Genomic DNA, 13,406 nt, shown 5'->3' with positions numbered 1-13,406 from the left:
ATGTGGTGGACGGGGGAAGAATGCGGCGAGTCGCGGCCGGCCTGGCAGCCCTGACCACGGCAGCCGCCCTGGCCGCGTGCGGGCTCACCGCCCCCACCGGCGAGCCTCCCACCCGGCCCGCCGCCGGGACGGCCACCGCCGAGTACCTCGTCTTCTACGCCGACGGCGGACGCGGCGAGGCGCTGGCCGCCATCGAACGGGCCGGCGGCACCACGGTCGCCACCGACCCCAGGCTCGGCTACGCCCTCGCCAAGGGCGGCGGAGACGCCTTCGTGAACGCGCTCGGCTCCTCCCCGTCCGTGGTGGGCGTCTCCACCGACCGGCGGATCGGCTTCGCCTCCGCCCGCTCCGCGGGCCGGGACGGCAGCGGCCCCGGCGGCGCGCACCCGGCGACAGGCCGCGCCACCCACCCCGACGCGACGGCGCTCGCCGCCGAGCAGGGCGAGCCGCTCGCTGGCCGCCAGTGGGACATGCGCATGATCGGCGCCGACCGCGCCCGCGCCAAGGCGCCCGGCACCCGCAAGGTGCTCGTCGGCGTCATCGACACCGGCATCGACGGCAGGCACCCCGACATCGCCCCCAACTTCAACCGCGAACTGAGCCGCAACTTCGTCACCGACCGGCCGAAGGACCCCGACGGTGACACGCTCGACGGCCCCTGCGAGGTCAGCGGCTGCAAGGACCCCGTCGACCGGGACGACGACGGCCACGGCACCCACGTGGCCGGCACCATCGCCTCACCCGTCAACGGCATCGGCATCGCGGGCGTCGCCCCCCAGGTCCAGCTCGTCAACCTCAGGGCCGGGCAGGACTCCGGGTTCTTCTTCCTCAAGCCCAGCCTCGACGCCCTCACCTACGCCGCCGACATCGGCGTCGACGTGGTGAACATGAGCTACTACGTCGACCCGTGGCTGTTCAACTGCGCCGACAACCCGGCCGACAGCAAGAAGCAGCGGCTCGAACAGCGCGCCGTCATCACCGGCATGCAGCGCGCGCTCGACTACGCGCGCAAGAAGGGCGTCACACTCGTCTCCGCGCTCGGCAACGGCGCCACCGACCTCGGCCGGCCCGCGGTCGACAACGCCAGCCCCGGCTACCCGCGCGGCCAGGAGAAGGTCCGCAAGGTGACCAACGCCTGCCTGAACGTCCCCGCCGAGTCCAAGGGCGTCATCTCCGTCTCCGCCGTCGGCCCGTCCGGCCGCAAGGCCCTCTACAGCGACTACGGCGTCGAGCAGACCGACCTGGCGGCCCCTGGCGGCGACCTGCTCGACGGCAAGGGCACCTCCGCCACCCGCGCCATCCTGGCCCCCGCCCCGCGGGACGCGCTGCGTCGCACCGGCAAGCTCGACGCGTCGGGCAAGCCCAAGACGGCCGACGTCGTCCGCGACTGCCGCGGCGACGCCTGCTCCTACTACCAGTACCTCGAGGGCACCTCCATGGCCGCCCCGCACGCCACCGGCGTGGCCGCCCTCCTGATCAGCAGGTTCGGCAAGCCCGGCAAGGGCGGCGTCACGCTCGATCCCGGCACCGTCGAACGCCTCCTCCACCGCACCGCCACGCCCACCGCCTGCCCCAAGCCCCGCGCGTACGTCTACAAGATCTACGGCGATACCGAACGGCACGTCTGCGAGGGCGGCAAGGAGAAGAACGGCTTCTACGGCCACGGCATCGTGAACGCCTGGAAGGCCGCCACCGTCGCCCGGTGACGTGCCCCGGCCGCGCCGCCCGTCGTAGGCTGGGCAGAGCCGTCCGGCGTCACCGCGTCGAACGCCCGCCGGCAGCGGCCGGGCACGGGGGCGCCGCAACGCTGTTCTCCGTCGTCGGTGACGCCAAGTGGTCTGTACCAATTAAGGTAGGACTCGTGACTCGTCGCGCGAAAATCGTCTGCACTCTCGGCCCCGCCACGTCCTCCCCCGAACGCCTGCGCGAGTTGATCTCCGCCGGCATGGACGTTGCCCGGTTCAACCTCAGCCATGGCGACCATGACCTGCACAAAGAGGTCTACGACCGGGTCAGGGAGGTGGCGGCCGACCTCGGCCGCGGCGTAGGCGTGCTCGCCGACCTGCAGGGCCCCAAGATCCGCGTCGGCCGGTTCGAGGAGGGCCCGGTGCGGCTCGGCTTCGGCGACGTCTTCACCATCACCACCGAGGACGTGCCCGGCGACCGCGACCAGGTCTCCACCACCTACAAGGGCCTGCCCGGCGACGTCCGCCCCGGCGACACCATCCTGGTCGACGACGGCCGCCTCGTGCTGGAGGTCACCCGCGTCGACGGCCAGCGCGTCACCACCCGCGTCGTCATCGGCGGCATGATCTCCGACAACAAGGGCCTCAACCTGCCCGGCGTCAACGTCAGCGCCCCCGCGCTCACCGACAAGGACGAGTCCGACCTGCGCTGGGCGCTGCGCACCGGCTTCGACATGATCGCCCTGTCCTTCGTCCGCCGCCCCTCCGACGCCGACGTGGTCCGCAACATCATGGAGCAGGAGGCCGTCCGCCTCCCGCTGCTCGCCAAGATCGAGAAGCCGCAGGCGGTCGAGCGGCTCCCCGAGATCGTCGAGGCGTTCGACGGCATCATGGTCGCCCGCGGCGACCTCGGCGTGGAGCTGCCGCTGGAGCAGGTGCCCATCGTGCAGCGGCGCATCATCGAGCTGTGCCGCGAGAAGGCCCGCCCGGTCATCGTCGCCACCCAGATGCTCGACTCGATGATGAGCGCCCCCCGCCCCACCCGCGCCGAGGCTTCCGACGTCGCCTACGCCGTCATGGACGGCGCCGACGCGGTCATGCTGTCCGGCGAGACCTCGGTGGGCAACTACCCGATCGAGGCCGTCTCCACGATGGACCGCATCGCCTGCGCGGCGGAGAAGTCCTCGCTCCAGGCCACCCACACGCTGGAGCGCATGCCGGAGACCACGGGCGGCGCCATCGCCCGCGCCGCCGCCGAGGTGGGCGCCATCGTCGGCGCCAAGGCGCTGGTGGCGTTCACCATGTCCGGCGAGACCGCCCGACGGCTGGCCCGCTACCGCTCGCCCATCCCGCTGCTGGCCTTCACCTCCGCCCCGCACGTGCGCGGGCAGCTCTCGCTGACGTGGGGGGTGGAGACGTTCCAGGTGCCGTTCGTGCACCACACCGACGACATGGTGCGCCAGGTGGAGGCGTCGCTGCTGTCGCTCGGCCGCCTGGAGAAGGGCGACAAGGTGGTCATCGTGGCGGGTTCCCCGCCCGGCACCCCCGGCTCCACCAACGCCCTGCGCGTCCACACGATCGGCTCCGCCGTCTCCCACGGCAACTGACCACCTTCCACACCCTCGACACCTTCCGCCCGGTCGCGCCCGCGGCCGGGCGTTTCGGCATGAACCAGCTCTTCAGGCAGATGGAGCAGCTCACCCGCACCGCCCAGCAGGAGAGGCGGCTCCGCCAAGGCGTCAACCCCATTGACATCTGGCGCGGCGTCGCCAAGCTGTCCGCCCGCTGCCCGTCATCGGGGCCGAACCGAACGAGCTGATCACCGACCGAGCCATTCAGATCGCGAATCACCTGACGAGACGCAGGCGAAGGTCTGCGGCACTGGGCTGTACCCCCCGGCCATCCGCCCCTGACCCTGACCGGCGGCGCCGGCACCGCCGCGACCGGCTGGAACCATTCCCGTGCCCGAGAAGACCGCGCGGGTCCGTTACCGCCCTCGGCGCCGCCCCGCTCACCGAAGCCGGACCCGCCGACGACCCCCCACGCCGCCCGTGTCGGGGCATGCCTCCGTCAGATCGCGCCAGGCGCGCGGCCCGCGCCGCTGTGCGGGCGGGCTCAGCCGCCGAGGAGGTGCGCGACCACGTCGGCGGCCGAGTGGTCGTCAGGCAGCCCGGCGAGGAACCCCGTGTCCTGCCCCAGGGTGAGCAGCGGCGGCTCCTGGTAGCCGTCCGGCCGGGTCTGGCCGAGCCCGATCGCGGAGAGCAGCCCGTTGCACAGGCAGTGCCGTTCGGCGGCCTCCTCCTCCGGGCGCCCCTTGCGGACGAAGGTGTCGACCGGCTCCGCCGGGCAGCGGTACCCGATCGCGCCGTCCGGCTTGACGAACGGCGTACGAAGGTAGCCCACATCGCACAGCCGCGGCCGCGCGGCGTACACGGCCGGGTCGGATATCGTCCCCGGCACGTCCGCGATCTTGAACGGGAAGCCGGTGGGGGAGGCCCGCGGATCGTTGCGGACCCGCAGCGTGCCCGCCCGGGCACGCCGCAGCATCCGCTCCCGCAGCTCGCCGTCCAGCCCCGACTCCCGGCACAGCGCGAACGCCGAACCCACCTGGATCCCCGCGGCCCCGGCCGCCCGGGCCCGCGCCAGCCCGCCGGGCGTGCCGTAGCCGCCGGCCAGCCAGAACGGCAGCCCGATCGCCGTCAGCTTCGCGGTGTCGGCCTCGTCCCGCGGCCCGTACACGGGGTCGCCGGCGTCGTCCAGTTGCAGCCGCCCGCGCGGCGGCGCGCTGTGCCCGCCCGCCACCGGCGACTCCACCACGAACCCGTCCGGCCGCGTCGCCGGCGACCGGGCCAGGTACGCGGCCAGAATGTGCGAGGAGACGATCGCCAGGAACCGCGGCCGCGGCGGCGGCGGCAGCTCCGGCCCGAGCAGCGCCACCGGGTCCAGGCGGACCTGGTGACCCTGCGCCGAGTCGTCGCCGCCCGCCACCGTGACCGTCAGCTCCGCCGCCCGGCCCGCCGCCAGGTCGTCGAGCAGCCGCGGGATCTCGGCCGGGATGCCGGCGCCGACCAGGACGTAGTCCACCCCGGCCAGCATCGCCCCGTAGGCCGCGGCCGGCGTGGCCAGCTGGATCTTCTCCAGGTAGTTGACGCCGACCAGGCCGTCATGGCCCTCCTTGGCCAGGAACACCTCCGCGAAGTTCGCGACCACCGTCAGCTCGTCGCGGGCCCGGTTCGGCCGCAGCCCCAGTCGCGGCACGGGCCGGTACGGGACGCCGGGGGCCGTCCCGCCCGCCACGTAGTAACGCCGCAGGATCCGCTCGGCGACCTCGGGCACCGGGAAGTGCGCCAGCGCGTGGCGCAGCCGGCCGTCCGGGTCGCCGAGCTGCAGCCGCCGGGCCAGGGTGGCGTCCAGAGCCGTCCCGGACACCACGCCGAGCTGCCCGGCGCGGGCGACGGCCCGCGCCAGGCGCCACCCGGACACCCCGACGCCCATCCCGCCCTGGATGAGGGCGGGCGGCCCGGGCAGGTGGCGGTGGCCGCCGGCCAGAGGTTCGCTGATCGACTCGGCGGTGGACAAAAGAAGACCTCCGTTTCCGGCCGGCCCGGTGGTGCCTGGGGTCCGGGCCGGCCCCGGAGGAGTCCATCACCGCGGCACCGCGCGGCCGTAGTGACGAAGGTCCCTGATCGCAGGGGCGCCCGGCCCTTTTTCACCGATCCCGGCCGGTGACCTGGAGGGCCTACCGTAGGGTTATGCGGCTGACCGCCTTCACCGACATCTCGTTGCGCATCGTCATGCGGCTGGCCGTGTCCGGTCGCGACGAGCTGGTGACCACCCGCGCGGTCGCCGAGCTGCTCGTCGTGCCCTACACCCACGCCGCCAAGGCGGTGGCGCGGCTCAGCGAGCTGGGGCTGGTGGAGACCAGACGCGGCCGGGGCGGTGGGCTGCAGCTCACCGAGGCCGGCCGGCAGGCCTCGGTCGGCGGCATCGTGCGCAGCCTGGAGGGCGGCGGCGACGTGGTCGGCTGCGACGACGACCCGCCGTGCCCGCTGCGGGCGGCGTGCAGGCTCCGCGCGGCGCTGCGCGAGGCCCACGAGGCCTTCTACGCCTCGCTCGACACGGTCACGGTCGGCTCGCTCGTGGCCGCGCCCACCGGCCCCGCCCTGCTGTCGCTGGCCGGCCGTCCCGAGGCGTTGGCCCCTCCCGGTGGGGAGACCACCCGAACGGCTCCCTAATATGTATCTCAGATTCCAATTTTTCTTTGGGCCGGTCTTGGGCTGCCCTGGAGCAGGAGGTACACATGCTGTCCGCGGAGAGCGCCGCCATCGTCCGAGCCACGCTTCCCGCCGTCGGCGCCGCGCTGGACGCCATCACCACGCGGTTCTACGAGACGATGTTCGCCGAACGGCCCGAACTGCTCGACGGTCTCTTCAACCGGGGCAACCAGCGCAGCGGCGAGCAGCGCAGGGCCCTGGCGGGCTCGATCGCCGCCTTCGCCGGCATGCTGCTGGACCGCCCCGACGAGCGGCCCGACGAGCTGCTCGGCCGCATCGCGCACAAGCACGCCGCGGTCGGCATCACCGACGACCAGTACGTCATCGTGCACAAGTACCTGTTCGCCGCGATCGTCGAGGTGCTGGGCGAGGCCGTGACGCCCGAGGTGGCAGCCGCGTGGGACGAGGTCTACTGGCTGATGGCCGGCGCCCTCATCGCCGCCGAGGCCCGCCTCTACGCCGAGGCCGGCGCCCACGGAGGCGACACCTGGCGGCAGTGGCGGGTCGTCGAACGGCGTGCGGAGACGGCCGACGTGGTGTCCTTCGTGCTGCGGCCGGCCGACGGCGGGCCCGCACCGGCCGCCCGGCCCGGCCAGTACGTCAGCGTCCGCGTCCGGATGCCCGACGGGGTGAGCCAGCTGCGCCAGTACACGCTGTCCGGCTTCGGCGAGGACGGGCTGCGCCGCATCACCGTCAAGCGCGTGCACGGCGGCGACCAGCCCGAAGGCGAGGTGTCCAACCTGCTGTACGCCACCGTCAAGGAAGGCGACGAGCTGACCCTGTCGGCGCCGTTCGGCGACGTGACCCTCGACGACGTCCACACCGCCGGGAAGGGCGCGCCCGTCGTACTGGCCTCCGCCGGCATCGGCTGCACGCCCATCACCGCGATGCTCCAGCACCTGGCCGACACCGGCTCCGACCGCCGCGTCCTGCTCCTGCACGCCGACACCTCCGAGCCCGCCCACGCCCTGCGCGCCGACATGACCGCACTGGCCGACGCGCTGCCGGGCGGATCACGGGTGTTCTGGTACGAGGAGCAGCCGGAGGGCGGCACCGCCACGGCCCCGGGCACCGTCCGGGCCGGCACGATGGACCTCACCGGCGTCGACATCCCCGAGGGCGCGGCGGCCTACCTGTGCGGGCCGCTGCCGTTCATGCGGCACGTGCGCGAACAGCTCATCGAGGCGGGCGTGGCGCCGCGCGACATCCACTACGAGGTCTTCGGCCCCGACCTGTGGCTGGCCCACAACTGACCCCACCCCCTCCCACGACGGACCTCGCCCGGCCCCGGCCACACCCCGCGCGGCGGGTGGCCGGGGCCCGCCAGGCCCGGCGCCTGAACCGCGGCCGTTCACCTGCTTCGGCCGTGGCGCGCACCCGCCCCCACCGCGAGGCTCCGTCCGCCCGGCGACAGGCCCCGAACGGGCTCCCGCCGGGCCCCGGAAACGGGCTCAGTTCTGGTGCAGAGCCGAGTTGAGCTCGATGCCGCTGCCCGTGCGAGGCGAGACCTCCACGGCGCCCGTCTGGGAGTTGCGGCGGAACAGCAGGCCGTCGCCGCCCGACAGCTCCCTGGCCTTCACCGTGCGCCCGTCGGGCAGGGCCACCTTCGTGCCGGCCGTCACGTACAGACCCGCCTCCACGACGCAGTCGTCGCCCAGCGAGATGCCGATCCCGGCGTTGGCCCCAAGCAGGCAGCGCTCGCCGATGGAGATGACCTCCTTGCCGCCGCCCGACAGGGTGCCCATGATCGAGGCCCCGCCGCCCACGTCGGAGCCGTCGCCCACCAGGACCCCCGCCGAAATGCGGCCCTCCACCATGGAGGCGCCCAGGGTGCCGGCGTTGAAGTTCACGAAGCCCTCGTGCATCACCGTGGTGCCGGGCGCCAGGTGGGCGCCCAGCCGCACCCGGTCGGCGTCGGCGATGCGCACCCCCGACGGCATCACGTAGTCGGCCATCCTCGGGAACTTGTCCACCCCGTACACGGCCACCGGGCCCCGGGCGCGCAGCCGCAGGCGCGTCCGCTCGAAGCCCTCCACGGCGCACGGGCCGTGGCTGGTCCACACCACGTTCGCCAGCAGGCCGAACAGTCCGTCCAGGTTCAGGCCGTGCGGCCTGACCAGGCGGGACGAGAGCAGGTGCAGCCGCAGGTAGGCGTCGTGCGCGTCCACCGGCGGCTCGGAGAGCTTGGCGATGCCGGTGCGCACCGCGACCACCTCGACGCCCCGCGCCTCGTCGGGACCGACGAGCGCGGCCAGCTCGCCGGCCTCGGCGGCGTCGATCCGCTCGGTGCCCGTGGCAGGCGGGTCGCCCAGCTCCGGAGCGGGGAACCAGGTGTCGAGAACGGTGCCGTCGGCTGCGACGGTGGCCAGGCCGATGCCGTGCGCGCCGGTCACGGTGGGATCTGTAGCAGTCACGGCCCTCAAAATACCGTCACCCCGCCCACCGCCCGCCCACCGCCCACGACCGCGCACCGCCCACCGGCCGCCCACCGCGAGTGCACCGGGAGTGCACCGCCCATCGACCGCGCATCGCCCGGCTCCCGGCCCGCCGGGACCGGTTTCCGGTCAGCCGGTCCCGGTTTCCGGGTCCGCCGGGTCACAGCGCGCCCAGGTCGGCCGACAGCCACCGCTCCGGCCGCATCCGGAACGTCACCAGAGCCCGCGCGTCCGAGCTGTCCACGTAACCGGGCACGGCGTCCGCCGGCAGGTAGCGCGCCGCGATCCGGGCCAGCTCCTCCAGCGTGGTCGGCGTGGCGGCGACCACGGGCCCCTCGACGCTGACGTACCGGTACGTCGGGCTCACCCGCTGGACGAGCAGCGAGAAGCGCCCCGCCTTGACGATCAGCCGCGCCTTCAGCGAGTCGCCACCCGTCAGGAACCGCACTTCGCCACCAGGCCGATAGTCGTACCAGACGGGCACGTTCAGCGGCGCCCGCTCCGCGCCGGCGTCCACGGCGACCGCCGCGATGTGCGCATCGGCGAGGAACGCCTCCCGCTCGGCCACGCTCAATGACATCAACCGCACCCCCTCAACGGGTACATCACCCGTCCGAGACCGGCAGCAGACGCGGATGCGGTTTCTTTGCCCAGCTTTGGCGACGACAGCGCACGACCCCCACGTCAGTATTTGGGGCCGACGAACACGTCCAGCAGCGCCACGGCCTCCCGGCGGGCGACGGAGATCTCGTTGCGTTTGTTGTGCCGCCAGGCCACCCCGAGCAGATCGAGCGCCTCACCGCACAGCGCCAGGATGTCGGCCGACTCGTTCTTGAACAGGTAGCGCGGATAGGAGTAGTAGCGCACGCCACCGGGCAGCGTCCGGCGGACGTGGTTGACGCCCCGGTAACCGTCGGAGTGGATCAGACCCCGCACGAACCATCCAGGATGCGCGGCGACGATCTCCCGCTGCCAGTCGTGGAGCGCGATCGCGCGGTGGTGTTTGCGGCCCGGCCCGTGCTGGGGGAGAAGGTGCGGCCAGTGTTTGGAGTAGGAGTTGACCTCGCGGCAGCCCTGCTTGGGCACGATGCGCACTTTGTTGGCCGGGCGGATGGCCCGTTGCGCGTCGACGCATTCGCGGATCAGCCCAGGCCAGGCGTCGGCGCACATGATGCGCAGCGACCAGACGCCCTTGGCCGGGTCGCCGACACGGCTGAGGCAGCCGTCGCCCAGATAGAGGCCCAGCAGATAGGCGTAGGAGTGCTGGGGGGTCGGCGCAGCGCGGGCACGTCGAGGCCATGGGGGAGCCGCGCGTCCCGCGGTCGCGCCACTCGCGGATCGTGGACCGGCTGACGCCACTCTGGCGGCTTGCCTCGCTGACGCTGAGCCCTGATCGCAGCAGGCGCAGGACATGGTGACGTACCGTGAGATCGTACATGCGGAGAATGTGGCAGGAGGGTGCGACAAAAACGCCCGGCCGGAAGGCCGGGCGTCTCCAGGTGCCCCGAGTGGGATTCGAACCCACACTGAATGGATTTTGAGGCCATCGACTCTGCCGGTTGGTCTATCGGGGCGGCGTCGGCGCACTGCTCGAACCCGCAGCTGGTGCAGCGGGACAGTGCCGACGTGGCTCTAATCTAGCGGACATCGGTACTCTTCTGCTCGTGAGTACGCAGCGGCGAGTGGTGATCGCGGAAGACGAGGCGCTGATCCGCCTCGACCTCAAGGAGATGCTCGAGGAGGACGGCTACGTCGTCGTGGGCGAGGCCGGTGACGGTGAGCAGGCGATCCGCCTGGCCGCCGAGCTGAAGCCCGACCTGGTCATCCTCGACGTCAAGATGCCGGTGCTCGACGGCATCTCCGCCGCCGAGCGGATCGTGGCCGACCGGATCGCCCCGTGCCTCATCCTGACCGCGTTCTCCCAGCGCGACCTGGTCGAGCGGGCCAGGGACGCGGGCGCCATGGCCTACCTGGTCAAGCCGTTCACGAAGGCCGACCTGGTGCCGGCGATCGAGATGGCGGTCAGCAGGCACGAGGAGATGGTGGCGCTCAGCAAGGAGGTCTCCAACCTGTCCGACCGGTTGGAGACGCGCAAGCTGGTCGAGCGGGCCAAGGGCCTGCTGATGGCCGCGCACGGCTGGAGCGAGCCGCAGGCGTTCCGGTGGATCCAGAAGGCGTCCATGGACCGCCGGCTGAGCATGCGTGAGGTCGCCCAGATCGTGGTCGACGACGCGGAGAAGTCCGGCTGAGAGGTCCTGCGTCACCGCATGCGTCGTCTCGGGTGTTGATCCGGTCACGACTGGGCGTCCAAGCGGGCTCGGCCCGTACGAGGTGGGCGGGCGCAAGGCGGGTCGCGCATCCGGACGAAGCCCCGTGCGCGCTCACCCGCCCAGGCCGCAGATCCGCAGGGCGTAGTCGATCAGGCGTTCCTGCAGGGGCTTGGGCGGCTCGACGATGACGACCCGCTCCTCGCCCCCGTCGACCGAGGCCCGTACGGGAAACAGGAACGCCTTCTTGGCCTCCGCGAACGCGTGCGGGTCGCAGCGGCCAGGAGACAGGGCGATGGGCGCCTCGGCCCGCTGCTCGCCTGCCTCCAGCGTCACCAGCGGCCGGCGCTTGACGCCGGGCGTGACCATGTAGTGGGTGGTGCCCTCCACGGAGGCCACGCTCACCGCGCCCGTGCCTCGCCGGGTGAGCACCAGCGAGCCGCGCATCACCTCGCCGTCCTGCTTCCAGTCCGGCCCGAACGACAGGGTGGCGGCCTGCTTGACGAGGAACGCCGAGCACTCGTCGCGCAGCAGCCGCGACAGCAGCGGGTCGGGGTGCGGCACGGGGAAGACGACCTTCCGCAGCGGCCCGTCGCCGGTGCGGACGCGGGCCACGACCGTGGCCGGCTGGGCCTGGGGAAGGCCGGACGGCGAGCAATTGGCCTCGCCGTAGGTGATGGGGAGATCGGTGCGCTCGGTGCGGCGGATCGTGGCGTCGGCGCTCTGCGGCGGTAGCGTTTTGAAAGAGGCCGTGACCAGTTGGACGTCGGCGAAATACACGGGCGTGGTGGTGGTATTGCGTACGGCGATCTGCAGCGCGTGCACGGGTTCGTCCGAACGCCATTGAGCCAGGGACACGGAGACGCCGTCCGGCGGGGGCGCCGCAGGCTCGGCGCCCTTGTCGGCGGCACCGCAACCGGCGAGCGCGACCGCGACGGCGGCCGAGAGAGCCAGGGGGACCCTAAATCGCTTCACTTCTGGCACATTAGGCAAGCTAGAGGCCCTCTCGTAAGTTGAGGACTGATTACGACTCCGCATCCAAGTGCCGACAGTTCATCGTTGCATCTGGTTGCGACCCGCGGTGGTTTTGTACCTTTCCGTCATTCGATCGGGAACGTCGGCGCTGACCGGTCCCGGCCTGGAGATGAAGGAGACACTTCATGGTCCGCATTGCTCCCGTGGGGCGGGCGCTGGCTGTCGCGGCTGTCACCAGCCTCGCCCTGACAGCTTGCGGTGGTGGCAGCGATACCGCTACCCAGCCGTCCGAATCGGCCGCGCCATCCTCCGCGGCTCCCGCGGCGAAGGGTGACGGCACCCTGACGCTCGGCACGCTGCTGCCGCAGACGGGCTCCCTCGCGTTCCTCGGCCCGCCCGAGTTCGCGGGCGTCGACGCGGCGCTCAAGGAGATCAACGAGGCCGGCGGCGTGCTCGGCAAGCCGGTGACGAAGTTCGACACCGACTCCGGTGACACCACCACGAACATCGCCTCGCAGTCGGTGGACAAGCTTCTCGCGCAGAAGGCCGACGCCATCATCGGCGCCGCGTCCTCGTCGGTGTCGGAATCCGTGATCGACAAGATCACGGGCGCCGGTGTGATCCACTTCTCGCCGGCCAACACCTCCGACAAGTTCACCACGATCGAGGACAAGGGTCTCTACTTCCGCACCTCGCCGCCGGACAAGCTGCAGGGCCGCGTGCTCGGCGACCTGATCGTGGCCGACGGCAACGACACGGTCGGCATCCTGGCGATGCAGGACTCGTACGGCACGGGCCTCGCCGACCAGGTCGCCAAGACCGTCACCGACGGCGGCGGCACGGTCGTCGAGCGGGTCGACTACGACCCGAAGGCCGCCGACTTCTCCGCCGACGTGGCGAAGCTCAAGGCCAAGAACCCGAAGGGCATCGTGCTGATCGGCTTCGAGGAGACCTCCAAGGTCATCCAGGAGCTGATCAAGCAGGGCCTGCCGGCCAGCAAGCACAAGTGGTACATGGTCGACGGCAACACCTCCAACACCAACTACGTAAAGCTGCCCAAGGGCACCCTGACGGGCGTCAAGGGCACCATCCCCGGCGCCGCCTCGCCGGAGGAGTTCCAGAAGAAGCTGCTGGCGGTCAACCCGAAGCTGGAGGACTTCAGCTACGCGCCCGAGTCCTACGACGCCGCCAACCTGATCGCGCTGGCCGCCGAGGCCGCCAAGAGCGACGCGGGCGCCGACATCGCCGCCAAGCTGGCCGAGGTCAGCAAGACCGGTGAGAAGTGCAACGACTTCAAGACCTGCGTCGAGCTGCTCAAGGCCGGCAAGGACATCGACTACGAGGGCGTGAGCGGCCCGGTCGAGTTCAACGAGGCCGGTGACCCCGCCGTGGCCACCATCGGCATCTACCAGTACGGCGACGACAACAAGTACCCGACGAAGGCCCTGGAGTACCGCACCGGCAACATCGCCGGCTGACGATCCGCTCCCTGACCTGACAGCGACGAGAAGGGCCCGGTCCATCGGACCGGGCCCTTTCGTGTGCCCGGCGTGTCCGTCGTGTCCTGCGCCGGTTCGGTCCCGTGCGGCGGGTCCGGTGGTGTGGTCGTGCGCGGCCGGTCCTGTGCGGCGGCTCTCACGCGGCCGGAGCCGGGGGAGCGGGCGGGGGGAGGACCTGAGGGGCCCGTACGCCGCCTGGCGGCCCTCCAGGGCGCGCTCCGGCGCTTACGGGCGTCCTTCGTCGTCCCGGGGCGCCGGTCGGCGCCGTACC

At 72.3% G+C, this 13,406-nt stretch carries 12 protein-coding genes, 1 tRNA gene and 1 pseudogene; 7 read left to right on the top strand and 7 right to left on the bottom strand.

The genetic code is table 11. From position 1 onward, the window contains the following. Nucleotides 1–20 precede the first annotated feature (20 nt). The 3 genes from CXR44_RS01195 to CXR44_RS39225 all read left to right on the top strand — a co-directional run bounded on the left by CXR44_RS01195 (nucleotide 21) and on the right by CXR44_RS39225 (nucleotide 3,504). Nucleotides 21–1,706 carry a S8 family peptidase gene (locus CXR44_RS01195; protein WP_101782947.1) on the top strand — a complete coding sequence of 562 codons (1,686 nt, stop codon included), beginning with the start codon at nucleotides 21–23 and terminating at the stop codon, nucleotides 1,704–1,706. Between the two features lie 155 nt (nucleotides 1,707–1,861). Further along, the gene (gene pyk, locus CXR44_RS01190; RefSeq protein ID WP_101782946.1) at nucleotides 1,862–3,292 is read left to right on the top strand and encodes a pyruvate kinase; all 1,431 of its coding nucleotides are present in this window, start codon (nucleotides 1,862–1,864) and stop codon (nucleotides 3,290–3,292) included. A gap of 59 nt (nucleotides 3,293–3,351) precedes the next feature. Next, nucleotides 3,352–3,504: a hypothetical protein gene (locus tag CXR44_RS39225; RefSeq protein WP_180903141.1), complete on the top strand. Its 153-nt coding sequence runs from the start codon at nucleotides 3,352–3,354 to the stop codon at nucleotides 3,502–3,504. A gap of 296 nt (nucleotides 3,505–3,800) precedes the next feature. Here CXR44_RS39225 and CXR44_RS01185 read toward each other — a convergent pair whose 3' ends face one another. Beyond that, complete coding sequence (locus CXR44_RS01185; protein WP_245898731.1) at nucleotides 3,801–5,264, bottom strand: nitronate monooxygenase; 1,464 nt, start codon at nucleotides 5,262–5,264, stop codon at nucleotides 3,801–3,803. 173 nt (nucleotides 5,265–5,437) lie between these two features. On the opposite strand from CXR44_RS01185, the gene CXR44_RS01180 reads away from it, so the two are divergent. Next, entirely contained in the window at nucleotides 5,438–5,920 is a 483-nt protein-coding gene (locus tag CXR44_RS01180) for an RrF2 family transcriptional regulator (protein ID WP_101782945.1), read from the top strand. Between the two features lie 65 nt (nucleotides 5,921–5,985). Then, nucleotides 5,986–7,212 carry a globin domain-containing protein gene (locus tag CXR44_RS01175; RefSeq protein ID WP_101782944.1) on the top strand — a complete coding sequence of 409 codons (1,227 nt, stop codon included), beginning with the start codon at nucleotides 5,986–5,988 and terminating at the stop codon, nucleotides 7,210–7,212. 198 nt (nucleotides 7,213–7,410) lie between these two features. On the opposite strand, the gene dapD is transcribed toward CXR44_RS01175, so the two are convergent. The 5 genes and pseudogenes from dapD to CXR44_RS01155 all read right to left on the bottom strand — a co-directional run bounded on the left by dapD (nucleotide 7,411) and on the right by CXR44_RS01155 (nucleotide 9,968). After that, nucleotides 7,411–8,373 (bottom strand): 2,3,4,5-tetrahydropyridine-2,6-dicarboxylate N-succinyltransferase, encoded by a 963-nt coding sequence (gene dapD / locus CXR44_RS01170; RefSeq protein ID WP_101782943.1) that lies wholly within the window; start codon nucleotides 8,371–8,373, stop codon nucleotides 7,411–7,413. Between the two features lie 181 nt (nucleotides 8,374–8,554). Beyond that, a complete protein-coding gene (locus tag CXR44_RS01165; protein ID WP_101782942.1) occupies nucleotides 8,555–8,974 on the bottom strand; it encodes a pyridoxamine 5'-phosphate oxidase family protein in 420 nt (139 codons plus the stop codon). 104 nt (nucleotides 8,975–9,078) lie between these two features. Beyond that, nucleotides 9,079–9,753 (bottom strand): transcriptional regulator, encoded by a 675-nt coding sequence (locus tag CXR44_RS01160; RefSeq protein WP_245898730.1) that lies wholly within the window; start codon nucleotides 9,751–9,753, stop codon nucleotides 9,079–9,081. 10 nt (nucleotides 9,754–9,763) lie between these two features. After that, nucleotides 9,764–9,832, bottom strand: a pseudogene (locus tag CXR44_RS40490) (hypothetical protein); the annotation flags it as partial. Nucleotides 9,833–9,894: 62 nt separating this feature from the next. After that, a tRNA-Leu gene (locus tag CXR44_RS01155) sits at nucleotides 9,895–9,968 on the bottom strand. A gap of 90 nt (nucleotides 9,969–10,058) precedes the next feature. Between CXR44_RS01155 and CXR44_RS01150 the strand changes: the two genes are divergently transcribed. Next, nucleotides 10,059–10,643, top strand: a complete 585-nt coding sequence (locus tag CXR44_RS01150; protein ID WP_281260230.1) for an ANTAR domain-containing response regulator — start codon at nucleotides 10,059–10,061, stop codon at nucleotides 10,641–10,643. A gap of 132 nt (nucleotides 10,644–10,775) precedes the next feature. Here the strand turns inward: CXR44_RS01150 and CXR44_RS01145 are convergent, their stop codons facing one another. After that, nucleotides 10,776–11,636 (bottom strand): hypothetical protein, encoded by an 861-nt coding sequence (locus CXR44_RS01145; protein WP_144069825.1) that lies wholly within the window; start codon nucleotides 11,634–11,636, stop codon nucleotides 10,776–10,778. Between the two features lie 185 nt (nucleotides 11,637–11,821). On the opposite strand from CXR44_RS01145, the gene CXR44_RS01140 reads away from it, so the two are divergent. After that, nucleotides 11,822–13,114 (top strand): ABC transporter substrate-binding protein, encoded by a 1,293-nt coding sequence (locus CXR44_RS01140; protein WP_101782939.1) that lies wholly within the window; start codon nucleotides 11,822–11,824, stop codon nucleotides 13,112–13,114. Nucleotides 13,115–13,406: the final 292 nt, after the last annotated feature.

Source organism: Nonomuraea indica, assembly GCF_002850745.1.
Lineage (GTDB): Bacteria > Actinomycetota > Actinomycetes > Streptosporangiales > Streptosporangiaceae > Nonomuraea > Nonomuraea indica.
The sequence above is the reverse complement of the archived record's forward strand: the minus strand, read 5'-3'. Positions and strand labels throughout refer to the sequence as shown.

Excerpts from the sequence above, each read along its gene's own strand:
- CXR44_RS01195 (WP_101782947.1), top strand. The coding sequence starts at position 21 with ATGCGGCGAGTCGCGGCCGGCCTGGCAGCCCTGACCACGGCAGCCGCC.
- CXR44_RS39225 (WP_180903141.1), top strand. The coding sequence starts at position 3,352 with ATGAACCAGCTCTTCAGGCAGATGGAGCAGCTCACCCGCACCGCCCAG.
- CXR44_RS01180 (WP_101782945.1), top strand. The coding sequence starts at position 5,438 with ATGCGGCTGACCGCCTTCACCGACATCTCGTTGCGCATCGTCATGCGG.
- CXR44_RS01175 (WP_101782944.1), top strand. The coding sequence starts at position 5,986 with ATGCTGTCCGCGGAGAGCGCCGCCATCGTCCGAGCCACGCTTCCCGCC.
- CXR44_RS01165 (WP_101782942.1), bottom strand. The coding sequence starts at position 8,974 with ATGTCATTGAGCGTGGCCGAGCGGGAGGCGTTCCTCGCCGATGCGCAC.
- CXR44_RS01140 (WP_101782939.1), top strand. The coding sequence starts at position 11,822 with ATGGTCCGCATTGCTCCCGTGGGGCGGGCGCTGGCTGTCGCGGCTGTC.